Below are 24,205 nucleotides of genomic sequence, written 5' to 3' on the forward strand. Positions count from 1 at the left end.
ATTGACGACCAGCAATGGCCGACGAGACACCCAACCCCGCCAGCACTGAAGAAGAGCTCACGCAGCGGATCGAGCCCGTCGGGCTCGAAACCGAGATGCAGCGCTCGTACCTCGACTACGCGATGTCCGTCATCGTCTCGCGCGCGCTGCCCGACGTACGGGACGGGCTCAAGCCCGTCCACCGTCGAGTGCTCTACGCGATGTACGACGGCGGCTACCGGCCCGAGAAGGGCTTCTACAAGTGCGCCCGCGTCGTCGGTGACGTCATGGGTACGTACCACCCGCACGGCGACTCCTCGATCTACGACGCCCTGGTGCGACTGGCCCAGCCGTGGTCCATGCGGCTGCCGCTGGTGGACTCCAACGGCAACTTCGGCTCCCCGGGCAACGACCCGGCCGCCGCCATGCGCTACACCGAGTGCAAGCTCAAGCCGCTCTCCATGGAGATGCTCCGGGACATCGACGAGGAGACCGTCGACTTCCAGGACAACTACGACGGCCGCAACCAGGAGCCGACGGTGCTCCCGGCCCGGCTGCCGAATCTGCTCGTCAACGGCTCGGCGGGCATCGCGGTCGGCATGGCGACCAATATCCCGCCGCACAATCTGCGCGAGGTCGCGGCCGGCGCCCAGTGGGCGCTGGAGCACCCCGACGCGAGCCACGAAGAGCTGCTCGACGCGCTGATCGAGCGGATCAAGGGGCCGGACTTCCCGACCGGCGCGCTGGTCGTGGGCCGCAAGGGCATCGAGGAGGCGTACCGCACCGGTCGCGGTTCCATCACGATGCGCGCGGTGGTCCAGGTCGAGGAGATCCAGAACCGCCAGTGCCTGGTGGTCACGGAGCTTCCGTACCAGGTCAACCCCGACAACCTCGCGCAGAAGATCGCCGACCTGGTGAAGGACGCCAAGATCGGCGGCATCGCCGACGTACGCGACGAGACCTCGTCCCGTACCGGCCAGCGCCTGGTCATCGTGCTCAAGCGCGACGCCGTCGCCAAGGTCGTGCTGAACAACCTCTACAAGCACACCGACCTTCAGACGAACTTCGGCGCGAACATGCTCGCGCTGGTCGACGGCGTGCCGCGCACGCTGTCGCTGGACGCCTTCATCCGGCACTGGGTGCACCACCAGATCGAGGTCATCGTCCGCCGTACGCGCTTCCGGCTGCGCAAGGCGGAGGAGCGGGCGCACATCCTGCGCGGTCTGCTGAAGGCGCTGGACGCCATCGACGAGGTCATCGCGCTGATCCGGCGCAGCGACACGGTCGACGTCGCACGCACGGGCCTGATGGCCCTGCTCTCGATCGACGAGATCCAGGCCAACGCCATCCTGGAGATGCAGCTACGCCGGCTGGCCGCTCTGGAGCGGCAGAAGATCGTCGCGGAGCACGACGAGCTGCAGCTGAAGATCAACGAGTACAACGCGATCCTGGCCTCGCCCGATCTGCAGCGTCGGATCGTCAGCGAAGAGCTGGCCGTGATCGTCGACAAGTTCGGCGACGACCGGCGCTCCATGCTGGTGCCGTTCGACGGTGACATGTCCATCGAGGACCTGATCGCCGAGGAGGACATCGTCGTCACCATCACGCGTGGCGGCTATGTGAAGCGCACGAAGACGGACGACTACCGCTCGCAGAAGCGCGGCGGCAAGGGCGTCCGGGGCACCAAGCTCAAGGAAGACGACATCGTCGACCACTTCTTCGTCTCCACCACCCACCACTGGCTGCTGTTCTTCACGAACAAGGGCCGGGTCTACCGGGCCAAGGCGTATGAACTGCCGGACGTCGGCCGGGAGGCGCGGGGGCAGCATGTGGCCAATCTTCTGGCCTTCCAGCCGGACGAGCAGATCGCCGAGATCCTGGCGATCCGCGACTACGACGCCGCCCCCTACTTGGTGCTCGCCACCAAGGGCGGCCTGGTCAAGAAGACCTCGCTGAAGGACTACGACTCGCCGCGCTCGGGTGGTGTCATCGCCATCAACCTCCGGGAGACCGAGGCCGGCGCCGACGACGAGCTGATCGGCGCCGAGCTGGTGTCGGCTGAGGACGATCTGCTGCTCATCAGCAGGAAGGCCCAGTCGATCAGGTTCACCGCGACCGACGACGCGCTGCGCCCGATGGGCCGCGCGACCTCGGGCGTCAAGGGGATGAGTTTCCGCGAGGGAGACGAGCTCCTCTCGATGAATGTGGTGCGGCCGGGTACGTTCGTGTTCACTGCTACCGACGGTGGGTACGCGAAGCGGACCGCGGTCGACGAGTACCGCGTCCAGGGCCGTGGCGGTCTGGGCATCAAGGCTGCCAAGATCGTGGAGGACCGCGGATCGCTCGTGGGCGCCCTGGTGGTCGAGGAGACGGACGAGATTCTCGCCATCACCCTCGGCGGTGGTGTGATTCGCACGCGAGTCAATGAAGTCAGGGAGACGGGCCGTGACACCATGGGCGTCCAACTGATCAACCTGGGCAAGCGCGATGCCGTGGTCGGTATCGCTCGTAACGCCGAGGCCGGCCGCGAGGCCGAAGAGGTCGACGGGAACGATGACGTCTCAGATGACGTCGTAGAGACCGACGAGGCCGATGGTGTGGCCGAGACGGCAGTCGAGGGCACGGAGCCCTCGGCCGGGGAGCACGAGGAGTAGAGCGTGAGCGGAGCCACGGGCGCCGGTTCAACCACTGGTGCAGCTGCTGGAACGAGCGGTGCCCGTGGCCCTGCCACGGACTCCAAGGGGGTTACGGTGGCGGACGCCCGGGGGGCTAAACCCCCGTTCGAGAAGTTCGGCGGCGACCAGCCGGCGCCGCAGCAGCAGTCGGCACAGCCGTACCGACCGCCGCAGGCGTACCAGACGCCCCAAAGCGACGGCGGGACCCAGACGGGTGTACGGCTGCCCCGCACGGGTGCGCGGACGACGCCGCGCACCCGCAAGGCGCGGCTGCGGGTGGCCAAGGCCGACCCGTGGTCGGTGATGAAGGTCAGTTTCCTGCTCTCCATCGCCCTGGGAATCTGCACGGTCGTCGCCTCGGCGGTGCTGTGGATGGTCATGGACGCGATGGGTGTCTTCTCCACGGTCGGCGGCACGATCAGCGAGGCGACCGGTTCCACGGACAGCAATGGATTCGATCTCCAGTCGTTCCTCTCGCTCCCGCGGGTGCTGATCTTCACTTCGGTCATCGCGGTGATCGACGTGGTGCTGGCCACCGCGCTGGCGACCCTCGGAGCGTTTATCTACAACCTGTCCGCGGGCTTTGTGGGCGGTGTGGAGCTGACGCTGGCGGAGGACGAGTAGCCCTGCTCGGGGGCTTCGGACCCCGGGATTTGGGAGCTGCGCCAGACGTGCGCTAATCTTCAGAGGTCAGCGCAGAGCGCGGCGGGGCTATAGCTCAGTTGGTTAGAGCGCATCCCTGATAAGGATGAGGCCACAGGTTCAAATCCTGTTAGCCCCACAGTTGTGAAATCGGCCCGTACGGAGTGACTCCGTACGGGCCGATCGCGTTGCTTCGTGCGCTTAGTTGAGCCGTGGAGAACGCATACGCAGGTCACTGATCGGTATCGGTCGGTGTGTATAGTCGGGCGGCAGAAGTCCTCATACGTCAAGGAAAGACGAGGTCGCGCGGTGAAGAAGCTTCTCCTGGTCGCACTGGCCGCCATCGGCGGGCTCCTCGTGTACCGCCAGATCCAGGCGGATCGCGCCGAGCAGGATCTGTGGACGGAGGCGACCGACTCCGTGCCCGCAGGTTCGGGTGTGTGAGACGCAGCATTCTTGGTCGGAGCCCCGGTCGCGTGAAGCGGCCGGGGCTTCGCGCTGTCCGGGGGGTCGTCGCCCGAGGGTGACTGTTTCGGGGATGACTCTTTCACTTCTGTGAATTTTTGAATTGCCACTGCGAATGGCGGGACCTGTGTGCTCCCGCTTCGCTCCCGGGCTCTCCGTCTGGTCGTACGGGCCGTCCGCCGCCGCCCGGTCCCCGCTGTCCCCGCTGGTCGTCTCGGCCGCCTGATGCGGCCCTGGACCGTTGCCCGGCTCTCCTCCTGGCTCAGGGCTGGGACAGCGCCCAGAAGCCCACGGCGAAGCAGATGAGCGCCAGGACCAGTACCGGGACCGCGACCTTCGGGGGCGGTCCCGCCCGTCGCCGGGCCGCTCGCCTGGCGGGTGTCCGCGCGAGGGGAACCTGGGGGCTCTGGGCGGTGTATTTACGAGTGAGAGCCGGTTCGGGGCGCCCCGGGGTGGTGGGGGCGGTCGGCGTGGGGTGCGGCGGCTGTGGCGCCCAGGGCAATGGCTCGGGTGCGTAGGCGTAGGAGGGGGAGCCATGGTGCGCGGGTACGGAAGCGGGGGTGCCGGCCGGCGCCTGGGCCGGTGTCGGCGTTGGTTGTACGGGTGCCTGCCCGGTGAGTGGCGCGGTCGGCCGGGCCGGGTGCGGCGGTGGTGTGGGCGGTTGGGGCGGTGGTGGGGGCACCGGGAAGCCACCGGTCCATGGAGGTTCCGACGGTGGCCGTGTGAGGGGCTGTGCGCCGCTCCGCGCGGAGTCGGGGGGCGCGGATATCGGAGCGCCGGACGCGGCGCCGGACGCGGCTTCAGACGCCTGTGGGGCACGGTCCTTCAGTGCGCTGTCGGGCGGTTGTACGGATGCGTGTCTGGCGGTGTGCCCCGGTGGCCACACGGGCGCGGTGCCAGGCGCCTGTGTGGGGGCGGCGTCGGGCCCGGCGTCGGGTGGAGCACCGGACGTGGTCCCAGGCGGGCCAGCGGGTGGAAGGCCGGGAGCGGTGCCGGCAGAAGCGGTGCCGGGTGGGCCGGCCGGGGCGGGTGGTGGCGGGGGTGGGGTTCCGGTTGGGTTGTCCGAGCCGTGGTCGGGGAGCGCCACCGGTGGAGTGGGCGGGGACGACGGGCGGGGGCCGGGCGTGGGTGTTCTCTCGGGGCCGTCCGGGCCGAAGCCGGTGGGAAGCGGGCCCAGTTGGTCGAAGATCTCGACGGGCTCGTCGTCGGGTCCGGCCTCCGGGAGCATTTCGACGGCCGACGCCAGGGCCTTTCGCGCCCCCGTCGCGGTCCGGAAACGCGCCTCCGGATCCGGTTGGAGCAGCCCGGCCAGTACCTGCCACAGAGGCTCAGGCATCCCCTGGGGGGCTCCGGGGGTCCCGTAGTGGATGAAGTGTTCGACGAGGGCGCCGGAGTCGGGCTTCTGGCCCTGGAGCAGATAGAGCGCGACCAGGCCGACCGCGAAGAGATCGGCCGTGAAATCCGGTTCCGCACCCGACATCTGCTCGGGCGCGAAGTAACCGGGGGTGCCCACGACGTAGTTGGTCTCGGTCAGCCGGGGTTCGCCCTTGCGCATGGAGATCCCGAAGTCGGACAGCCGCAGATGGGGACGGCCGGTCCCGGTGGCCTCCAGCAGGACGTTCGCCGGCTTGATATCGCGGTGGACGACCCCCTCCGCGTGCACCCCGGCCAGCCCGGACAGAAGCTGGTCGAGGAGAGTGCACACATAGCGGGGCGGCAGCGGTCCGTAGTCGCCGATCACATGGGCCAGCGACCCGCCGCTCACCAGATCCATGGTGAACAGCACCTTGTCGTCGTCCGCGGCCCAGCTCGCCGGTGCGAGGACATGGGGATGGTCGATCCGCAATGCCTGCTCGCGGACGAAGCGCAGCAGGGTGTGCGCATCGCTCTGTTGCAGCACCTTCGCCGCCACATAGCGACGGCGCCGGTGGTCCCAGGCGCGCCACACGGCACCGACACCACCGCGCCCGATCGGGTCGATCAGCTCATACCGACCGGCGAAGACCTCACCCATGGCGCTGCGTCCGCTCCCCGTTCCCTTGTGAGGCGTTGGTGCTTCGGATCAGCCTCGGTGGTCAGCTCTGATGCGACTCGTAGTGGGCAACGGCGTCGGCGGTGCGCCCGGCGCCGTAGACCCGGAGGAACTCTGCCAGTTCGGGGTGGGTCGGGGCGAGGGAGTCGGCGGCGTCGATGATGTCCCCCGCCGCTGCGACGGACCGCAACAGGGACTGGATCTCCCGCACGACGCGGCGCACCGTCGGCGCCCCTGAGCTGCTGGTGGTCTGGCTGGTGCCGGTCAGGACGGAGCCCCCCTGAGACTTCTTGACCTCTTCCATCCGGTCGGTGGCCTCGACGGCGCTGACGCTGCCGTCGGCGACCTGGCTCGCCAGTTCCTGCAGGGCCTGTACCCGCTGGACGACCGCAGGGTTTCCGATCTTGGCGCGCTGGCCGCTCATCAGCTGGGACAGCATGGGAGCCGACAGTCCGAGCACAGCGGCGAGACGGGCCTGGTTCAGACCCAGGTCATCTATCAGCCGACGGAAGAGCGCCCCCAGCGGCTCTCCGTACCAGCTGCGCTGCAGTTCGCGGGCTCTTGCGGTCGTCTCCTGTTGTGCGGCGTCCATGTGCGTCTCCCCATCGCTTCCCCAAGCGGGCTTCGCTGCTGCGAACCACGATGAGCATCTTACGGAGCGTGGTCGTCCACCGGGAGTCCCAATCCTTTTGCACTGGTAGTCCCAATCCTTTTGCGGGATCACTCGGATCACCCGGTACTCTTGTTTGCGGCAGTGGCCGAGACGTCAGTCCGATCGGTCACACCCACCTTTGAGGGGCCTTAGCTCAGTTGGTAGAGCGCTGTCTTTGCATGGCAGATGTCAGGGGTTCGACTCCCCTAGGCTCCACTTCTCAAGAACCCCCTGACCTGCGGAAACGCATGTCGGGGGGTTTCTTCGTGGCTATGGAGCCGGCGCCCCTGTCCCCATGTCGCTGGCAGATGTCGCCGGTCGTGACATCCACCAGCTAGCTGGAGAAGGGGATGTATCGGGCTGCTGTTCCGCTCCCTCTGTGCCGCCTCCTCCGTGCCGCTCCCTCTGTGCGGCTTCCGGGTGGGACGGGGCTGCTTTCCGGGTGGGGCGGCGGAGGGGGCCGGGCGCGGGAGGGGCGCAGCCGGGCTCGGGTGGTGGGACGTGTCGTGTCGGCCGCTGGCTCGTTCTCCTTGTGGATAGTTCGGCCACGCGGGGAGCGGTTGGGGAAGCCATGCGGATACAGATCGGTGTCCTGGAGGATCGAGGCGATGCGGCGGTCGCCGATCTCCATCGATGGTTTCGGCGGGACGATGATCTTCGGGGCCGGGTGGAGATACGGCTGGAGCCCCTCCCGCAGCCCGGCGCCATGGGCGCCGTGGAGATCATCGAGTTGGTGCTCGGGCAGGGCTTTGCCGCCCTGAACCTCGCGCTCTCCTATGCGGCCTGGCGGGCGGTACGTCCCACGGCGCCCCCGGTGACCATCACGGTCGACGGTGTGACGGTCACCGTGCAGGACGGTTCGGAGGAATCGGTGCGGCGCATCGTGGCAGCGCTGAGACCCGTGGCGCCCGGCGAGCCCGTGGACCGTGGCGCGGATCAGCCGCTGGCCCGTACCGGCGGGAGCGAGTGATGGGCCTGCCGGACCCCGCCCGGTCCCGCGCGGTGTTGATCGGGGTCGATGGTTACCGGTTCCTGCCGGATCTGCCGGCCGTACGCAACAACATCGACACCCTCGCCGCGCTGCTGATGGACCCCGCGGTGTGGGGGTTGCCACCGGACCACTGCGTCGTCCTGCACAATCCGGTGTCGAACGAGATCGTCCTCGACGCCGTGCACGAAGCCGCCTGCACCGCGCAGGATGCCTTCCTGGTCTACTTCGCGGGCCACGGACTGCTCTCGCCCAGCGCGGATCTCTGTCTGGGCCTGCCGGAATCCCACCCCGAGCGGCTCTTCAAGGCCGTTTCCTACGACTGGCTCCGCCATGAACTGGTGGACACCTGTGCCGCGCCCAGCCGGGTGGTGATCCTGGACTGCTGCTACAGCGGACGGGCGCTGGAGGGGCATATGGGAACCCCGGAGGAGGTGGCGGCCCGAGCCGCCGTCGAGGGCACCTATCTGATGACGGCGTCCGCCGAGACCAAACTCGCCTGGGCCCCGGTGGGGGAGCCGTTCACCGCTTTCACCGGTGAACTGGTGAAGGCCCTCGGTGAAGGAGTCCCCGACGCTCCGGCCCTGTTGGAGATGGAGACCCTCTTCCGGCATATGCGCCGGGAGCTGACCGCGAAGCAGCGGCCGGTCCCGCAGCAACTCGCCCGTAACGCCGGCCACGGCATCACCCTCTTCCGCAACCAGTGGGACCCCGGCAGCGGGCGGGCCGCCCGGCCGCGTCTCGCGCCGGCTCCGCTCCCGCGCCCGGCCGGGGACCAGAAGTCGGAACGGCGCCGCTTCGGGAAGCTGTTCAAGAGCCCCCGGGTCCTGGCGGCCGGGGTGGCCGTTGCCGTGGCGCTGGCCTTGCCCTTTCTGCCCCTGCCGCCGTTCCGCGGGTGGCCCGGCGAGGGCACGGAGGATCGGCGGCCCAACGCGTCGAGCCCCGTCGCGACGCCCGGTTCCTCGGGAGGAGCATCGGTCATCGGTGACCGCCGTACGGTCGACCCCTGTGCCTTGATGGACGCTCCGGCGCTCGCGCGTTACGGCACCGCGCGGGTCGACAGGGACTACGGCAACTTCAACCGGTGCGATGTCCTGATCGAAACCGTCGACGGCGAGACCGTCGACGTCATGGTCTTCTTCGACAACGGCGGGAAGGCGAAGCTCCCCCCGCCCAAGCGCACGGTGGGCGGAGTCGGTGTGGTGGATGTGCCCGATGATTCCGACAACTGCGGCCAGACACTGCTGCCACCCGGCGACGACGGTGTGAACATCACGGTCATCGCGAAACAGCGCAAGGGCTCGGCGCCGCTGTGCGCCATCGCCGAGACGGCCACCGACAGCGCCATCGCCGTACTCAACCAGGGCAGGATCGCCAGGCGCTCGCCGGAGTTCGCGGAGGCGTCACTGGCGCATGTGGACGCCTGCGCCCTGCTGACCCTGGACCGGCTCGCCGGTTTCCTCGGCGCGGGGGTGAAGATCTCGGACGCCAACTACGGCAACTGGGGATGCAATTGGCGGAGCACCTCCAGTGAACTCCGGGTGGGGGTGCGGTTCGACCGTGACCAGTCGCCGACCGCCGACGAGGGCTTCCTCACGCAGATCGAAGGCCGCGATGCCGTCGTCCAGCCGGATGGAGAGGGCCCGGACACCTGTCTCATCCGGGTGGTTCATCTGACCTACAACGACCAGAACGGCAGCCTGGCGGTCGAGACGCTGAATCTCACCGTGGGCGGAGACCTCGGAGAGGACCGGCTGCGGCGAATGGCCACCGAGCTGGTGACCGCGGCGGTCGGCGAGCTGCCCGACCGACCCGCCTGACAGAAGTGACAGAAGTGACGGAAGTGACGGAAGGGAAGGAAGCCCTTCGCTGCGGACGCGAGATCCGGCTTGTGCCTCAGGCCCGTGCCCGGGGGCTCGTTGGTCGACCCACCTCATCCGTTGGCCGGGACCGGGCGGTGGTGGCGGCGTCGGTAGTGGGGTCAAGGGCCGGGTCGGGGGTGTCGCGGCGGTCGTCCGGGGCCAGGGTCAGCCTGTCGACCAGGGCGCGGAACGCCGTGCGATAGGCCGTCGGGGTGGTGCCGGTGGACCGCTGGAACTGATGGCGCAGATTGGTGGGCGTACCGAACCCCGTTCGCGCCGCGACGCGCTCCACCGAATCGTCCCCCCGCTCCAGCAGCCGCTGCGCCTCCTGCACCCGGGCGCGCAGGACGAACTGGAGCGGCGGCAGCCCGGTCCGCGCCCGGAACCTCCGGTTGAGGCTGCTGACGCTGATGCCCGCGTGGGCGGCGATATCGGCGAGGGTCAGCGGGCGGTGGAGATTGCCCGCCAGCCACCGCAGGGTCGGTTCCAGACCGTCCCGGGTGATGCTCCCCTCCGTACCTCCGGTCCGGAGCGGTGCGGCGCGGAGCGGATCGTTCCGGAGGGCGTCGGACCGGAGGGTGTCCGACTGGGCGTGGAGCAGCAGGAACAACTGACGCTCCGTCTCCACCGCGACCGGGTTGCCGTGATCCTGGGTGATGATCTCCAGACAGAGATCCACCCCTCCGAAGACCCCCGCCGTGGTGAGGAGGGAGCCGTCCCGCACCACCGCACCGACGGGGTCGATGTCGATACGGGGATGGCGTACGGCGAGTTCGCCGAGGTGTTCCCCACAGGTGGTGGCGCGGCGGCCGTCGAGGAGGCCGGTGGCCGCCAGAGTGAACGTCCCGGTCCCCACCGCACCGATCCGACACCCCCGCGCGGCGGCGTCCCTGACCGCCTCGACCACCTCGGCCGAGGGCTCGTCACGGAACCCGTCGTGCCCGGTCAACAGCACGATGTCGGCATCCGCCAGCCCCTCCGTACCCCAGGGCGTGTCGATCCGGAACGGGCCGGGCCCAGCCGTTCCGCCGACCCCGGGCCCAGCTCCGCGCCCGGGTCCCGGGCCGGGCCCAGCTCCGCGCTCGGGTCCCGGGCCGGGGTCGGTTCCGCGCCCCGGTCCGGTACAGATCCGTACCTCGTACGTAGCGGGCGCGTAGTGGTGGCCGGCCGTTCCGAACACCATTCCGGGGTTGGTGAGCTGATATCCGGGAACCCCGTGGAGCGCGAGCACAGCGATCACTGACATGACCAGAATTTAGCCGAGGGTGGCAGGGCGGCCGCTTCTTCTGCCTGGTGTCCGAAGGTCAGGATGAGGGCAGAGCGACGGAAGCGAAGGGACGCCCGGTCGCACACCACAGGACGGGTCCGACACCGGGAAACCGGCCGTTCGCCACCCATCGGGGCGGCGGAGGCCGCGTCGGACCGGTTCAGTCAGCAAGAGCCGTACGCAGGGCTCCGGAAGACGCCTTCCGCAGCCGGCCGGAACGGCCGTTCATCAAGCAGCAACCCGTGAAAGGGACACCATCATGCCCTCATCGACCTCTCGGCCGACCTCCGCCGCCCGCCCCGCGCGGCACCTGCTGGCGAAAACGGCGGCGGTCGGCGCGGCGGCGGTCCTGTGTGCCACGGCCATGACCGGCAGTGCGGGAGCCATCGTCAACGGCAAGGACTCCACCGAGCGCTACCCGTTCATGGCGTCGATCCCCATGACGGTCTTCGACGCGCAGTGCGGCGCTTCGCTGATCCACCCCCAGTGGGTGATCACCGCCGGGCACTGCGTGGACGAGTCCGTCGGCTCGATTCCCACCGGCGAGGTGCGGATCGGCAGCGAGAAGCGGAAGTCGGGCGGCACCGTGCGCTCCATCGCCAAGGTCGTGACGCATCCCGGCTACGGGATCGTCGGCGAAGCGGCCCGCAGCTCCGACGACCTCGCGCTGGTCAAGCTGGACCGCCCGGTCGCCCAGAAGCCGATCCGGATCGCGCAGAAGACCGGTCCCGTCGGCACCCCCACCCGGATTCTCGGCTGGGGCAAGTCGGACGACTCGGACCAGTGGGTGTTCCCGGAGCGGCTCCAGCAGCTCGACACGCGTAGGGCCGCCGCCAGCGACTGCACCAGTCGGATCAACGCCAAGACCGAACTCTGCACGGTCAGCCGGGTGCCGAACGCCATGGCCTGCAAGGGTGACTCCGGTGGTCCGCAGATCAAGCGGGTCGGCGGTCGCTGGGAACTCATCGGGGCGACCTCGGGCGACGGTGACAACGATCCGCGTTGCAGCACCGGCCCGGGGATCTACACGAATGTGCTCGTCTACAAGGACTGGATCGCCAAGACGATCGCCAAGCACCGCTGAGCCGGTCGGGTACGGGGGCCCGGGCTGCGCCCACCGCGTTCCGGGGCCCGGTACGCCGTTACCCCCGGTTAGGTTCGGGTCATGTCAGTGATCGCTGTGCTTGCGTTCGACGGAGTCCCCGGCCACCAGCTCACCACCCCCGGGCTGACATTCGGGGCCGCCGCCCGCGCCCACCGCGCGGCCGGTTATGAGCTGCGGCTCTGCGCCGGGGCGGGTCCCGGCCCGATTCGCACCGGAGCCCCCGCTCGGCTGAATCTGATCCTGCCCTGGGGTACGGAGGGGCTGGCGGATGCCGACATCGTGCTGTTGACCGGGCACGACGGGTTCCGTGACGAGCCCTCGGCCGAGGTGGTCGAGGCGGTCAGGGACGCCGCCGCGCGGGGGTGTCGGATCGGTGCGGTGGGGACCGGGACGTTCACTCTGGCGGCCACCGGCCTCCTCGACGGCCGCCGCGCCACCACCGGCTGGCACCACACCGAGGAGTTGGCCGCGCGTCATCCCCGTATCGATATCGACTCTGGCGGCACCGTGGTGACGGACGGTGCCTTCCACACCTCGGCCGGCGCGTTCGGGGGGATGGACCTCGTTCTTGGGCTCATCGCCCAGGATCACGGGGCGGAGGTCGCCGCGGCCACCGTGCGGCGGATCATCCAGCCGGTGGAGGAGTGGCCCGCCGCCGTCCAGGAGGAGATCGGTCTCGCCATCGCCGGGAACGCCGGCCTCGAACCGACCCTGCGGTGGCTGGCGGCCAATCTCCACCGCCCGCTGACCCTCGCCGATATCGCCGCCCACGCGGCGATCAGCGAACGCAGTCTCAATCGGCGGTTCCGGGAGCAGACCGGCGCCACGCCTCTTCAGTATTTGCTGCGGCTCCGCATCGGGCGGGTGCGGGAACTGCTGGCGGACGGCGACATTCCGATCGAGCGGATTCCGGAGCGGACGGGCTTCGGCTCACCGGCCGGGCTGCGGCGGCACTTCCAGCGCTTCACGGGGATGACCCCGAGGGCCTATCGCGACGCCCGGCGCGGGTGAGAGAGCGGCGGGACGCCGAAAAGAAGCCGAAAGCTGCAAGCGCTGCAAGCACGGTGAGCGGCAAGCACGATGAGCGGCAAGCACGGTGAGCGGCAAGCGCTGCGAGCACGATCAGTGGTGGAAGCGCATCTTGTGATGAGCCGTACGGGTGGTGTTCATCAGAAGAACTGCGTAGCGGCTGCGTCGGTCCTTCGCAAGTCGAGATCCATACACATCATGAGAAAGGTATGTAGATCGACCAACCCGAAAGCGAGGGATCATGGCCGTCATCAAGGTCAGAAACCTGTGGACCGCGTTCATCACCGCTCTTGTCGCACTGCTCTCCGCCATTGGGCTGACCGGCGCCGCTTCGGCCGCGCGGCGGTCCGGCGCACCGACCCCGGACCGTACGAACGGAACGGACGGAACCGGCACCGCCACCGTCACCGACATCACCGAAGGAAACGATCGGAGGGGCGGTACGGGCCGGTCGACGCCGCCCCGGAAGGAGCGGGCGAAGGCGGCACGGGCGACGGTGCCCGCGCAGACCAGGCGCTGGAGCCCGGCCGCACCGCGCGTCAGATCACTGCCGCCGACGATCAAGCAGCGGATCGGCGCCGAGGCCCATGGTTCATCGCCCGCCGTGCGCAAACTGCCGACGCTCGACCTGGACTCCGTACTGGCCGCCGCCAGTGGTGCCACCGGCTCCGAGAAGTCGCCGGCCTCGCCCACCTCGGCCGGGGCACAGATCGTCGAGACCGCCGCCGAGACCACTGCGGACGCGGACGCGGCGGACGCGGCGTACACGGCCGAGTTCCGTGGGGCCCCGACCGCTCCCACCCGTACGGGCATGACCGACGGCGGCCAAAACACCGGCACTGGCACCAGCACGGCCCGGATCGGCAGCGCCCGCACCAGCCATGACGGCAGGACCGGCACCGCTCGTACCGGTGGTGGCGGCTCCTCCGTCGGCCATATCGGCGCGGCTCGTACCAGCCCCGACGCCCGCACCAGTGCGGTCGGCACCGGCTCTGCCGAAAGTCGTACGGGCGTGACCGAGTCCGTCACGAGGGACGGCACCGCCACGGAAGACGGCACCGGCTCCGACGGTGGTGCCGGTGCCCGGGACCGTGTGCTCGCCTCCGTATGAGATCCGTATGAGACGCCGGAAGAACCTCAGCTCCCCCGGCGTCCCGGCCTTCTTCGATCAGCGGCGGTCGTCGCGGTCCTTGGCCTCGGCCTCGTCCTGCTTCGCCTGCACTTCCGGGTCCAGTGCCTCCGGGCTGCCGTCGACCGACGACAGCGGATCGGGCTCCGAGACCTCGGTGGCCGCGGGCGGTTCCACCAGCCAGTCGGGATTGGCCTGCTTGTCCCACCACTTCCATACGGCGACGGCCCCACCGGCCACCACGCCGATGATCGCGAGACCCTTGGCGAGCCGTGCGGCCTTCGAACGCCGCTCGTGCTTCCTCACCAACTTCCGAATGTCGTTCGGCGTCACCTGACCGCGCAACGCGGCCAGCGCAGCGACCGAGCGGGCCGTGGCCTCCTCCCGTACGGGCTGAGCCGCAGCCACCGCGTGTTCGACGCGCGGCTTGGTGTAATCCGCCGCCTGACGTGCGGTCTTCCGGGCCTGTAGGGCTGCCCGGTGCGCCGCGTCGTCCACCTTCGGCGGCACATGCGGCGCGACATACGCGGCGTACTGAACACGGGCCCTGGCGCGGGCCCGCTGACTGGCCTTGGAGACTTTTGGTACGAGCCGTACGCGAGCCTCCTGCGCATAGTGCGCAGCCTGGCCCTTGGCCGTACCGGCGTAAGGCGCCACCACTTCCGCGGCGTGCAGCACGCTTTCCTTCGCCGAATCGGTCGCGGCGCGCACGCTGTCCATGCGGGTCACGGGGATCCTCCTCCTCGGTGGCGTTTTCGGTCCGGGCGTAAACCCAGTTCGGTACATTTCGCCTTTCCGTCTGCTGGCAAATCATGCCTGCTGACCGCTGCCTCGGCATGTGGTGCGGGCATCCGGGTCATCTCCGGATCAACCGGTTCACCGCCGGGCCGAGCGGACGACGACGGCACGCTGTCCACGACACGCCTACCCCGCTTCTCCCCGATTCCTCCTGCTGTCGCCCTCCCGCGCGATTCCGCGGCGGTGAATGTCGGGTGACTGCCGGGTGAGTGCCGGGGATTTCTCCGTGGGCGGCCCTTCCGTGCGAGGATCGGGACGTTCAGAGAAGTCTTACGGAAGGCAGGACCGTGGCCGAGCAGCTTTACGCCACCCTGAAGACCAACCACGGCGATATCGAGATCCGGCTGCTGCCGAACCACGCGCCCAAAACGGTCAAGAACTTTGTCGAGCTCGCGCAGGGCGAGCGCCAGTGGACCAACCCCGAGACGGGCCAGCCGTCCACGGACCGGCTGTACGACGGCACGGTTTTCCACCGGGTCATCAGCGGCTTCATGATCCAGGGCGGTGACCCGCTGGGCAACGGCACCGGCGGCCCCGGCTACACCTTCGGGGACGAGTTCCACCCCGAGCTATCGTTCAACAAGCCGTACCTGCTGGCGATGGCCAACGCGGGCCCGGGAACCAACGGTTCCCAGTTCTTCATCACGGTCTCGCCCACCACGTGGCTGACCGGCAAGCACACCATCTTCGGTGAGGTCTCCGACCCCGCGAGCCAGAAGGTCGTGGACGGGATCATCGCCACGCCGACCAACTCGCGCACCGACCGCCCGGTCAAGGACGTCGTCATCGAGACGGTCGTCGTCGAGAAGCGCCAGGGCTGATCCCGAGCCGGCCCATCGGCCGTCAGGGGAACAAAAACGCCCCGTCCATCCGTCTGGATGGACGGGGCGGTGTGTTGATTCGGGACGATTGAGGGATCTCATGGGCCAGGCACCAGACAGTCCACAGGAACCGGTCGGGCCGCAGGGCGCGCACGGCCCGCCGAGCTGCTACCGGCACCCCGGTCGCGAGACCGGCATCAGCTGTACGCGGTGTGAGCGCCCGATCTGTCCGGAATGCATGATCAGTGCGTCGGTCGGCTTCCAGTGCCCGGAGTGTGTGCGTACGGGCTCCGGCACCGGCCACGGCCCGGACGCCAACCAGCCACGGACCCTGGCCGGTGGCACGATAGCGGCCGATTCGTTCCTGGTCACCAAGATCCTCATCGGGATCAATGCCGCGGTGTTCGTCCTGGTGCTCGTGCTCGGCGAGCGGTTCGTCTCCGAGACGGAGCTGATCGGATACGCCTACAACCCGAGACTCGACGAAGTCGTCGGCGTCGCGGACGGCGAGTGGTACCGACTGATCACCGCGGTGTTTCTGCACCAAGAGGTGCCGCACATCCTCTTCAACCTGCTCGGCCTCTGGTTCCTCGGCCGGATGGTGGAGCCCGCGCTCGGCCGGAGCCGCTACCTCGCGGTCTATCTGCTCTCCGGGCTCGGCGGCAGCGCCCTGGCCTATCTGCTCGCCGCGCCGAACCAGCCCTCGCTGGGCGCTTCCGGCGCGATCTTCGGGCTGATGGGGGCCTTCGCGGTGCTCGCGCGGCGGATGAACCTCGATATGAAGCCGGTCGCGGTGATCCTGGCGGTGAGTCTGCTGCTCACCTTCACCCGGCCCGACATTTCATGGGAAGGGCATATCGGCGGTCTGGTGATCGGCGCCCTGGTCACTCTCGGACTGGTGTACGCACCTCGTAAGCGGCGGGCGCTCGTCCAGTACACGGCCTGCGCGGGGGCCCTGCTGGTGATCGTGGTGACGGTGATCGCCCGCACGGCGTCCCTGACCTGAGCCGCTCCGCACCCAGGCGGTTCCGGACCCAGGCGGTTCCGGACCCAGGCGGTTCCGGACCCAGGCCGTCCGTTGGCCCGGTCGGCTCCGTACGCCCGGCGTCGGCTCCGTACGCCCCGGCCGGTCCGGCCGTACCTCTGGCCAGGGGCGCGGCCCCGATCGGCGGGGGACCGGACAGTTGTCCACAGTGTGTGGCGGATCTTGTGCACGGTGTGGGGGACATGTGTGCCCCTTGTCGCTGAGCTGGGTTTCTCCAGCAGGGACAAGGGGCGTATCACATCACCGAGATGGCCGAGGCAGTCACACCGGCGTCAACTTCTTGAAGGTTATCCACAGATCGTCTGACCTTTTCCCCACTGTGGACAACGCTGTGGATAACCTCAGGCCAAGGCTATTTCCACTGGGTGGAGACACCGAAGCCGGCGGCGATGAAGCCGAAGCCCGCGACGATGTTCCAGTTGCTGATGGCCTCGATCGGCAGCTCGCCCTCGGTCACATAGAAGAGGACGATCCAGGCGAGCCCGATGAGGAAGAGCCCGAGCATCACCGGTGCGACCCAGCTACGACTCGTCAGCTTGATGCTGGTCGCCTGCTTCGTTGTCGCGGGCGCCGTGAAATCGGCCTTCTTGCGGATACGTGACTTCGGCACGAGGGACTCTCCTGTCGATGCGCTGCGTGACCGCGCAGGGAACTGTGGCTGGCGCCGGGGTCTGGAGCGGGGACCACTGCCTCCCCCGAGCGTCCGTTAGCGTAGTGCTTCCGCGGCGCCTGAGGAGATAAGGGTACGTTGAGTAATTCCGTCGACTCCAGGCCAGGGCCGGTTCGTAACCTCATAAAGAGGACGGGTCGGCTGCTGACGGCGGGCGTCTTCGCCCTCGCCGGGCTGATTTTCGTCACCAGCTTCAACACCGCCAGGGGCACCAATCTGCGGACGGACGACTCCCTGCTGAAGCTCTCCGACCTGATTCAGCAGCGCAACGTCAAGAACGGCGATCTGCACGAGTCCACGGCGGCCCTCCGCGGCGAGGTCGACACGCTCGCCGACCGCGACGACGGATCCACCAAGGCGGAGGACGAGCGGCTCGGCGCGCTGGAGAAGTCCGCGGGGACCAGCAAGGTCAGCGGCCGGGCGTTGACCGTCACCCTCGACGACGCCCCGCCGAACGCCCAGGCCGCCCCCGGCTACCCCGAGCCGCAAGCCAATGACCTGGTCATTCACCAGCAGGACCTCCAGGCCGTCGTCAACGCCCTGTGGAAGGGCGGCGCCAAGGGGATCCAGGTCATGGACCAGCGACTGATCTCCACCAGCGCCGTGCGGTGCGTGGGCAACACCTTGATCCTCCAGGGACGCGTCTACTCGCCCCCGTACAAGATCACCGCCGTGGGTGATCAGAAGCGGCTGGAGAAGGCCCTCACCGGGTCCCCGGCGATCCAGAACTACCAGCTTTATGTGAAGGCGTACGGGTTGGGCTGGAAAGTCGGCGAGCGCGAGGCGGTGACTCTGCCCGGCTACTCGGGCACAGTGGATCTCCAGTACGCGAAGCCTGTGGAGTAGCCGCCTGGGGCTGGGGGGTCGGTTCGGTGTCGGAACGACTGGCACGAGCACCGCGAAGCTCGTCGGCGCGCCCCGCGACGGGACTGTCGGTGCGTGTGGTCGTCCGGACCTTCAGTGAGTTGTGTGTCACGGTCGGCACCCTGATTGTGCTCTTTGTCGTGTACGTGGTGTTCTGGACCGGGGTCAAGGCGGCTGACGCCAGCGACGGGCAGATCGACCGGCTTCAGGACCAGTGGTCACAGGGCGGAATCCAGCCACCGGCGCCCGCGCCATCCGTCCCGCCCGCATCGACCCTCCCCTCGACCCCGGAGGCCCCGGAGACACCGACCGCTGCGGCCACCCCGCCCGCTCCGGCCGCGGCGACGGGAGCGGGGCAGGGCGGTACGGGAGCGGGGCCGGTCTACCGCGACGGCAAGCCCTTCGCCGTCATGTACATCCCCCGGTTCGGCCGGGGCTGGGACTGGCCGGTCCTCGAAGGCACCCGGGTGAACACCCTCAAGAAGGGGCTCGGGCACTACGCCGGCACCACCGCCCTCGGCGGCACCGGGAATTTCGCGGTCGCCGGGCACCGCCGCACCTACGGCGATCCGTTCAAGGACTTCCCCCGGCTGCGCCCTGGGGACGCCGTCGTCCTGACGGACGGATCGGCCTGGTTCACGTACCGCATCGACAGAAAGCCCTACCGAACGGTCCCGACCGATATCGGAGTGATCGATTCCGTACCGAAGAAGTCGGGTTACGACCGACCCGGGCGGTATTTGACCCTGACCACCTGTGAACCGGAATGGGGCAGCAGCCACCGGCTGATCGTCTGGGCCCGTCTGGTGGCCACGCAGCCTGTGACGGACGGCAAACCGGAAGCTTTGCGCGGCTGACCCATGGGCCCCCGCCGCCCCTTAGTCTGGAGCGATACCGAACGGAGAGGGACGGCATGTACGGCTGGATCTGGCGCCATCTGCCGGGCAATGCGTGGGCGCGGGCGGCCGCCTCGCTCGTGCTGGTCCTCGCGGTTGTCTATGTGCTGTTCCAGTACGTCTTCCCATGGGCGGAGCCACTGCTTCCGTTCAATGACGTGACGGTCGACGGAGCGAACGCCGGAGCGGGAGAGGGGGCGTCCCGATGAGCGACACACGCGCGCGCATCCTGGTCGTCGACAACTACGACAGCTTTGTCTTCAACCTCGTCCAGTACCTGTACCAACTGGGCGCGGAGTGCGAGGTCGTACGGAATGACGAGGTCTCCCTCGCCCACGCGCAGGACGGCTTCGACGGCGTCCTGCTCTCCCCCGGCCCCGGCGCCCCCGAACAGGCCGGTGTCTGCGTCGAGATGGTGGGCCACTGCGCCGACGCCGGCATTCCGGTCTTCGGAGTCTGTCTCGGCATGCAGTCGATGGCGGTGGCGTACGGGGGTGTGGTGAACCGGGCCCCCGAGCTGCTGCACGGCAAGACCTCGCCGGTCACCCACGAGGGCAAGGGCGTCTTCGCCGGACTGCCCTCGCCGTTCGTCGCCACCCGCTACCACTCGCTGGCCGCGGAACCGTCCGAGCTGCCCGACGTGCTGGAGGTCACGGCACGGACGGCGGACGGCATCATCATGGGGCTGCGCCACCGGGAACTCCCCGTCGAAGGGGTCCAGTTCCACCCCGAGTCGGTCCTCACTGAGCATGGACACCTCATGCTGGCCAACTGGCTGGAACAGTGTGGTGACGTCGGGGCCGTCGAGCGGTCGGTGGGCCTCGCGCCGGTGGTGGGCAAGGCCGTGGCGTGACCGACGGGCGCCGTGGGGAGGGTCACCACCCCCCGTCGGACCCGTCGGACCCGAATCCCTCAGCGGCGCCGTGGGGCGATTACCCGGCGCGGGACGACTGGGCGCCCGAGGAGCGTCCCACGGGCGCTGTACGGGGCCACAGGGGCGCTGCGGAGGGCAATCAGCGGGAGTGGCCCGTACCACCCGAGTGGGAAACAGCTCCGGCGCCGGGATCCGAGCCGGAGCCGGTGACCCGGGTGCTGCCGGTCGTCCCATCGCTGCCGGGTCCTCAGACGGCGGCCCTGGGCCCCGTGGAGTACCAACCCGGTCACCCGGGCGTCCCGGACCATCAACCCGGTCACACGGGCCACCCGCAGCACCAACCCGGTCACACGGGCCACCCGGAGCACGCCGGACGCCCAAGTCCCACCGGCCTCACGGCCCACTCCGGCCTGGACGGTCCCGTAGGCCCCGGCCGTGCCGAGCGCCGCAGGGCCGCCAAGGGCCGCGGCCGGAAGAGACGGTCCCCCCGGACCCCCGCCCCCGCGAGCGTGCCAGCCCAGCCGTCCGGGCCCACCGGTAGACCTCTCACCCGGGTGGAGGCCCGCCGCGCGGCCAAGGCCGCCAAGGACAGCCCCGCCGTCATCGCCAGCCGCGCCCTGGGCGAACTGTTCATCACCTTCGGCGTCCTGATGCTGCTCTTCGTCACCTACCAGCTCTGGTGGACCAACATCCGGGCCGGCATGGAGGTGGACAAGGAGCGGAGCAAGATCGAGGACGCCTGGGCGGACGGGCGCAGACCGGACGCCTTCGAGCCGGGCCAGGGCTTCGCCATCATGCACATTCCGAAGCTGGACGTGGTCGTTCCGGTCGCCGCGGGGATCGACAAGGACAAGGTCCTCGACCGGGGCATGGTGGGGCACTACGCCGAGGGCAGGCTCAAGACCGCGATGCCATCGGACCGGACCGGGAATTTCGCGGTGGCCGGCCACCGCAACACCCATGGCGAGCCGTTCCGCTACATCAACCGCCTCAAGCCGGGCGACCCGATCGTGGTGGAGACGCAGGACGCCTACTACACGTACGAAATGGCGAGCATCCTGCCCCAGACCGCGCCGTCGAACATCGCGGTGATCGGGCCGATACCCCCGGGGTCGGGGTTCCGGGAGCCGGGTCGCTATCTCACCCTGACCACCTGTACGCCCGAATTCACGAGTACATACCGAATGATCGTATGGGGCAAAATGGTTGAGGAACGGCCGCGTGACAGGGGCAAACCGGACGCGCTCGTCGGCTGACAGGAGTCGGCGGGCAGAAGCGGGCCGGCAGGAGCGGGTCAGCAGGAGTGGCTGGCGGGGAGTCGGCCGGCAGGAGTCGATCGAGGCCCGGACAGGAAGAGATGCAGTGACAAGCACGCGTCGCCGCCGGATCACCGGCGTCATCAGTGTCTTCGGCGAGCTGCTGATCACCGCGGGCGTGGTGCTCGGCCTCTTCGTCGTCTACTCGCTCTGGTGGACGAACGTCCTGGCGGATCGCGAGTCCTCCCGCCAGAGCGACCAGGTGCGCGACGACTGGGCCGAGGGCCGCGGGCCCGGGGGCCCCGGCGCGCTCGACACCAAGGACGGCATCGGCTTCCTCCATGTGCCCGCCATGAACAACGGCGAGGTGCTGGTGAAGAAGGGCACCGACCCCAAGAAGCTCAACGACGGTATCGCCGGGTACTACACCAAGCCGATCGCGTCGGCGCTCCCCTGGGACGCGAAGGGCAATTTCACCCTGGCCGCGCACCGCGACGGCCACGGCGCGAAATTCCACAACATCCACCGGGTGAAGGAAGGCGATCCGATCGTCTTCGAGACGCGGGACACCTGGTACGTCTACAAGGTCTACAAGAAGCTGCCGGAGACGTCGAAGTACAACGTGAACGTGTTGCAGCCGGTCCCCGAGGAGTCGGGGAAGAAGAAGGCGGGCCGGTACATCACGCTGACGACCTGCACGCCGGTCCTCACCTCGGACTACCGCTACATCGTCTGGGGCGAGCTGGTGCGTGAGGTGAAGGTCGACGACCGGCGCACCCGGCCCGAGGAACTGCGCTGACCGTACGGTGACGGCTCCCCGATGGCCCGTCCCTCGACCACGCTCCCGACGGCCGCCCCCCGACCACACCCCCGACGACCTTCCCGACGGCCCTCCGGCGCCCCCCCCCGATGACGGTTTGACGCGGCTGAACGGCACCGGCCCCGGACCGTGAGGGTCCGGGGCCGTGGGGCCGTTCAGCCGGGCGGTATACCGCCGGACGCTCAGCCGAAGGCGCCGCCGAAGAATCCGCCGTTGTCCCCGCCGTCGTTCCCGCCGTTGTCCCCGTCGCCCCCGCCGAGATCCATGGTCTTCACATTGATCCGCTGGTTGGGCGTCGCCGCTGTGTTGGGCTGCGGGTCCTGGCCGATGATCCGGGCGTTGTCGTCGTTCGGGCCGTCGATGTCGCCGAGCTGGAGACCGGCCTGCTGGAGCAACTGCTTGGCCTCCCCGACCGTGCGCCCGACCAGCCCCGGGACCTGGGCCGTCTGCGCCGGGCCCTTGGAGACCTTGAGGGTCACCGTGCTCCCCTGCGCGACCTTCGCGTCCGGCGCCGGGTCCTGCTCCAGCACCTGGTCCTTGGGCTTCTCGGAGTCGACGTACTCCGTCCGTACCACGAAGCCCAGCGTCTTGAGCTGCTGCTCCACGTCCGCGAGCTGGTTCTCCAGCACGCGCGGCACGGTCGCCAGCGCCTGCTTCGCGACGGTGATCGTGACCGTGGTGTTCTTCTCCGCCATGCTGGCGCCGACCGGGTTCTGGTCGATGACCGTGCCGGGGTCCTGGTCGGAGGTCTCGGACTCCTTGACGTCGACCTTGAAGCCCTTGCGCTTCAGCAGTTCCTCGGCGCTCTGCCGCATCTTCTCGGTGACATCGGGGACCTCGACCTGGGGTGCGCCCTCGGAGAGGACGTACTGGACGGTGTCCCCCTTCTCCATCGTGCCGCTGGGCGGGGTCTGGCTACAGATGGAGCCCTTGGGCTGATCGCAGCGTTCCGCGCCGGATTGGACGACCTTGACGCCGAGACTCTCCGCGGCGCCCTCCGCCTCGGCCACCGTCTTGCCGACGAGGACCGGGACGGTCACCTGGTCGGCCCCGCTGTTGTTCGTGTTGTCGAAGAGGGACCTGGCGATCAGTACCGCGCCGATCAGCACCAGGACACCCGCGACGACCAGGAGGATCGTCGAGGTGTTGGACTTCTTCTGGCGCCGGCGCCCCCGACCGTCGTCATAACCGGCGAAGCCCCCGTCGTCCGGGTTCATCGGCGGGAGCATCGAGGTCTGGGCGGACTGGTCGGTCTGCCGCAGCGCCGTGGTGGCCTGGTCGTCCGGGCCCCCGTAACCGCCGTAGCCGACCGCGCCCATCGCCGCCGTCGCCGCGACCGGCTGGCCGTCGAGGCATGCCTCGATGTCCGCGCGCATCTCGTCGGCCGACTGGTAGCGGTAGTCGGGCTCCTTGACCAGGGCCTTCAGGACGATCGCGTCCATCTCGGGCGTGATCTCGGGGTCGAAGTTGGAGGGCGGCTGCGGTTCTTCCCGTACGTGCTGATACGCCACCGCGACCGGTGAGTCGCCCACGAAGGGCGGCCGGACGGTGAGCAGCTCGTAGAGGAGGCAGCCGGTGGAGTAGAGGTCGGAGCGGGCGTCGACCTGCTCGCCCTTGGCCTGCTCCGGGGAGAGGTACTGGGCGGTGCCGATGACGGCTGAGGTCTGTGTCATCGTCATCCCAGCGTCGCCCATGGCGCGCGCGATGCCGAAGTCCATCACCTTGACCTGGCCGGTGCGCGTCAGCATCACGTTGGCCGGCTTGATGTCCCGGTGGACGATGCCGTTGCGGTGGGAGTATTCGAGGGCCTGGAGGATGCCGATCGTCATCTCCAGCGTCCGCTCGGGGAGCAGCCGGCGGCCGGAGTGCAGCAGCTCTCTGAGCGTGGAGCCGTCGACGTACTCCATCACGATGTACGGGATGGAGACCCCGTCGACGTAGTCCTCGCCGGTGTCGTAGACGGCGACGATCGCCGGGTGGTTGAGCGAGGCGGCCGACTGGGCCTCACGGCGGAACCGGGCCTGGAAGGACGGATCGCGGGCGAGATCGACCCGGAGTGTCTTCACGGCGACGGTGCGGCCGAGCCGGGTGTCGTGGGCGAGATAGACCTCCGCCATGCCACCACGGCCGAGCACCGAGCCCAGTTCGTACCGCCCGCCGAGGCGACGCGGCTCTTCCATAACTGTTCCAGCCCTCTCCGTCAGTCCCCACCGCACCTGTGTGTAGTCCGGCGGTGTGCTGTTCGCGCATACGCTACCGGGGACTCTCCACCCGATCGGCCCGCGACCGTCACCTGATACCCGACCGGTATCGCAATGTGCAGGTATGAGGGACGG

General features: G+C 69.1%; 22 protein-coding genes and 2 tRNA genes. 18 read left to right on the plus strand and 6 right to left on the minus strand.

Translation table 11 applies throughout. From position 1 onward, the window contains the following. Positions 1-14 precede the first annotated feature (14 nt). From gyrA to ACH4S7_RS12865, 4 genes are all read left to right on the plus strand, one after another. Positions 15-2,633 (plus strand): DNA gyrase subunit A, encoded by a 2,619-nt coding sequence (gene gyrA / locus ACH4S7_RS12850; RefSeq protein ID WP_398521159.1) that lies wholly within the window; start codon positions 15-17, stop codon positions 2,631-2,633. A gap of 3 nt (positions 2,634-2,636) precedes the next feature. After that, entirely contained in the window at positions 2,637-3,278 is a 642-nt protein-coding gene (locus tag ACH4S7_RS12855; protein WP_398521160.1) for a DUF3566 domain-containing protein, read from the plus strand. 83 nt (positions 3,279-3,361) lie between these two features. Next, positions 3,362-3,435, plus strand: a tRNA-Ile gene (locus ACH4S7_RS12860). A 170-nt stretch (positions 3,436-3,605) separates the two neighbouring features. Further along, positions 3,606-3,740, plus strand: a complete 135-nt coding sequence (locus ACH4S7_RS12865) for a DLW-39 family protein (protein WP_003958712.1) — start codon at positions 3,606-3,608, stop codon at positions 3,738-3,740. A 283-nt stretch (positions 3,741-4,023) separates the two neighbouring features. Here the strand turns inward: ACH4S7_RS12865 and ACH4S7_RS12870 are convergent, their stop codons facing one another. Next, a complete protein-coding gene (locus ACH4S7_RS12870) occupies positions 4,024-5,775 on the minus strand; it encodes a protein kinase (protein WP_398521161.1) in 1,752 nt (583 codons plus the stop codon). A gap of 61 nt (positions 5,776-5,836) precedes the next feature. Further along, complete coding sequence (locus ACH4S7_RS12875) at positions 5,837-6,385, minus strand: DNA-binding protein (protein WP_250919357.1); 549 nt, start codon at positions 6,383-6,385, stop codon at positions 5,837-5,839. A 203-nt stretch (positions 6,386-6,588) separates the two neighbouring features. On the opposite strand from ACH4S7_RS12875, the gene ACH4S7_RS12880 reads away from it, so the two are divergent. The 3 genes from ACH4S7_RS12880 to ACH4S7_RS12890 all read left to right on the plus strand — a co-directional run bounded on the left by ACH4S7_RS12880 (position 6,589) and on the right by ACH4S7_RS12890 (position 9,253). Next, positions 6,589-6,661: transfer RNA gene (locus ACH4S7_RS12880), tRNA-Ala, on the plus strand. A gap of 355 nt (positions 6,662-7,016) precedes the next feature. Further along, positions 7,017-7,415 (plus strand): hypothetical protein, encoded by a 399-nt coding sequence (locus tag ACH4S7_RS12885; RefSeq protein ID WP_398521162.1) that lies wholly within the window; start codon positions 7,017-7,019, stop codon positions 7,413-7,415. Then, positions 7,415-9,253, plus strand: coding sequence for a caspase family protein (locus ACH4S7_RS12890; protein ID WP_398521163.1), 1,839 nt, complete (start codon positions 7,415-7,417; stop codon positions 9,251-9,253). The genes ACH4S7_RS12885 and ACH4S7_RS12890 overlap by 1 nt, the downstream gene beginning before the upstream one ends. A gap of 76 nt (positions 9,254-9,329) precedes the next feature. Here ACH4S7_RS12890 and ACH4S7_RS12895 read toward each other — a convergent pair whose 3' ends face one another. Continuing rightward, positions 9,330-10,541 carry a GlxA family transcriptional regulator gene (locus ACH4S7_RS12895; protein WP_398521164.1) on the minus strand — a complete coding sequence of 404 codons (1,212 nt, stop codon included), beginning with the start codon at positions 10,539-10,541 and terminating at the stop codon, positions 9,330-9,332. A 280-nt stretch (positions 10,542-10,821) separates the two neighbouring features. Here ACH4S7_RS12895 and ACH4S7_RS12900 point away from each other — a divergent pair, with 280 nt between their 5' ends. The 3 genes from ACH4S7_RS12900 (at position 10,822) to ACH4S7_RS12910 (ending at position 13,807) form a co-directional block, all read left to right on the plus strand. After that, positions 10,822-11,646 (plus strand): S1 family peptidase, encoded by an 825-nt coding sequence (locus tag ACH4S7_RS12900; protein ID WP_398521165.1) that lies wholly within the window; start codon positions 10,822-10,824, stop codon positions 11,644-11,646. An 81-nt stretch (positions 11,647-11,727) separates the two neighbouring features. Continuing rightward, on the plus strand, positions 11,728-12,678 hold the full coding sequence (locus tag ACH4S7_RS12905; RefSeq protein ID WP_398521166.1) for a GlxA family transcriptional regulator: 951 nt from the start codon (positions 11,728-11,730) through the stop codon (positions 12,676-12,678). Positions 12,679-12,937: 259 nt separating this feature from the next. Then, entirely contained in the window at positions 12,938-13,807 is an 870-nt protein-coding gene (locus ACH4S7_RS12910) for a DUF6344 domain-containing protein (RefSeq protein ID WP_398521167.1), read from the plus strand. Between the two features lie 57 nt (positions 13,808-13,864). Here the strand turns inward: ACH4S7_RS12910 and ACH4S7_RS12915 are convergent, their stop codons facing one another. Next, positions 13,865-14,554 carry a DUF5324 family protein gene (locus ACH4S7_RS12915; protein ID WP_398521168.1) on the minus strand — a complete coding sequence of 230 codons (690 nt, stop codon included), beginning with the start codon at positions 14,552-14,554 and terminating at the stop codon, positions 13,865-13,867. 356 nt (positions 14,555-14,910) lie between these two features. On the opposite strand from ACH4S7_RS12915, the gene ACH4S7_RS12920 reads away from it, so the two are divergent. Next, positions 14,911-15,444 carry a peptidylprolyl isomerase gene (locus ACH4S7_RS12920; RefSeq protein WP_398521169.1) on the plus strand — a complete coding sequence of 178 codons (534 nt, stop codon included), beginning with the start codon at positions 14,911-14,913 and terminating at the stop codon, positions 15,442-15,444. Positions 15,445-15,544: 100 nt separating this feature from the next. After that, the gene (locus ACH4S7_RS12925; RefSeq protein WP_398521170.1) at positions 15,545-16,450 is read left to right on the plus strand and encodes a rhomboid family intramembrane serine protease; all 906 of its coding nucleotides are present in this window, start codon (positions 15,545-15,547) and stop codon (positions 16,448-16,450) included. Between the two features lie 391 nt (positions 16,451-16,841). On the opposite strand, the gene crgA is transcribed toward ACH4S7_RS12925, so the two are convergent. After that, positions 16,842-17,099, minus strand: a complete 258-nt coding sequence (gene crgA / locus ACH4S7_RS12930) for a cell division protein CrgA (RefSeq protein ID WP_398521171.1) — start codon at positions 17,097-17,099, stop codon at positions 16,842-16,844. Between the two features lie 138 nt (positions 17,100-17,237). Between crgA and ACH4S7_RS12935 the strand changes: the two genes are divergently transcribed. From ACH4S7_RS12935 to ACH4S7_RS12960, 6 genes are all read left to right on the plus strand, one after another. Continuing rightward, on the plus strand, positions 17,238-18,005 hold the full coding sequence (locus ACH4S7_RS12935) for a DUF881 domain-containing protein (protein ID WP_398521172.1): 768 nt from the start codon (positions 17,238-17,240) through the stop codon (positions 18,003-18,005). A gap of 83 nt (positions 18,006-18,088) precedes the next feature. Then, positions 18,089-18,880, plus strand: a complete 792-nt coding sequence (locus ACH4S7_RS12940) for a class E sortase (RefSeq protein WP_398521374.1) — start codon at positions 18,089-18,091, stop codon at positions 18,878-18,880. A gap of 56 nt (positions 18,881-18,936) precedes the next feature. Then, positions 18,937-19,128, plus strand: a complete 192-nt coding sequence (locus tag ACH4S7_RS12945) for a hypothetical protein (RefSeq protein ID WP_398521173.1) — start codon at positions 18,937-18,939, stop codon at positions 19,126-19,128. Further along, complete coding sequence (locus ACH4S7_RS12950) at positions 19,125-19,772, plus strand: aminodeoxychorismate/anthranilate synthase component II (protein WP_398521174.1); 648 nt, start codon at positions 19,125-19,127, stop codon at positions 19,770-19,772. The genes ACH4S7_RS12945 and ACH4S7_RS12950 overlap by 4 nt, the downstream gene beginning before the upstream one ends. Next, positions 19,769-21,049: a class E sortase gene (locus tag ACH4S7_RS12955; RefSeq protein WP_398521175.1), complete on the plus strand. Its 1,281-nt coding sequence runs from the start codon at positions 19,769-19,771 to the stop codon at positions 21,047-21,049. The genes ACH4S7_RS12950 and ACH4S7_RS12955 overlap by 4 nt, the downstream gene beginning before the upstream one ends. Before the next feature lie 106 nt (positions 21,050-21,155). Continuing rightward, entirely contained in the window at positions 21,156-21,848 is a 693-nt protein-coding gene (locus tag ACH4S7_RS12960; protein WP_398521176.1) for a class E sortase, read from the plus strand. A 203-nt stretch (positions 21,849-22,051) separates the two neighbouring features. Here the strand turns inward: ACH4S7_RS12960 and pknB are convergent, their stop codons facing one another. Beyond that, positions 22,052-24,049, minus strand: coding sequence for a Stk1 family PASTA domain-containing Ser/Thr kinase (pknB, locus tag ACH4S7_RS12965; RefSeq protein ID WP_398521177.1), 1,998 nt, complete (start codon positions 24,047-24,049; stop codon positions 22,052-22,054). Positions 24,050-24,205 lie beyond the last annotated feature (156 nt).

Origin of the sequence: Streptomyces sp. NPDC020965 (assembly GCF_044333555.1) — a bacterium.
GTDB lineage: Bacteria > Actinomycetota > Actinomycetes > Streptomycetales > Streptomycetaceae > Streptomyces.